This is a genomic window from Mesorhizobium sp. M7D.F.Ca.US.004.03.1.1 (assembly GCF_003998635.1).
GTDB lineage: Bacteria > Pseudomonadota > Alphaproteobacteria > Rhizobiales > Rhizobiaceae > Mesorhizobium > Mesorhizobium loti.
In genome coordinates, this window is sequence record NZ_RZQG01001783.1 from 1 (window position 1) to 465 (window position 465).

General features: G+C 59.8%; 1 protein-coding gene. It reads left to right on the forward strand.

From position 1 onward, the window contains the following. A partial coding sequence (folE, locus tag EN935_RS40015; RefSeq protein WP_164771926.1) for a GTP cyclohydrolase I occupies positions 1-453 on the forward strand: 453 nt, incomplete at its 5' end. Positions 454-465 lie beyond the last annotated feature (12 nt).

The window sequence follows — 465 nt, forward strand, 5'->3', positions numbered from 1 at the left end:
TATGAAGAGTGGTTTGCCGGCTATCGGCAAGATCCTGTGAGGCTGCTCGAACGGACGTTCGATGAGATCGGCGGCTATGATCAGGCGGTCGAACTGCACGACATAGCGTTTCATTCCTTCTGCGAACACCACATGGCGGCAATCCACGGCAAGGCGTATATCGCCTACATGCCCGTCAACCGCGTGGTGGGCATCTCCAAATTGGCAAGGGTTGTCGAGGCTTGCGCCCGCCGCTTGCAGATACAGGAGCGGCTCACGGATGATATCGCTTGCGCCATCGACGATGCCCTGCAGCCGGGTGGAGTGGCCGTCGTGCTTGTAGCCGAGCACGGCTGCATGACATCGCGCGGCGTCCACGCGCACGGCACCCGCATGGTCACCAAACGCATGCTCGGCGTTTTCGACACGAACGTCGATCTGAGGCGTGAATTCCTGTCGTCGATTCCGGTGTGACGAATTTTCGGG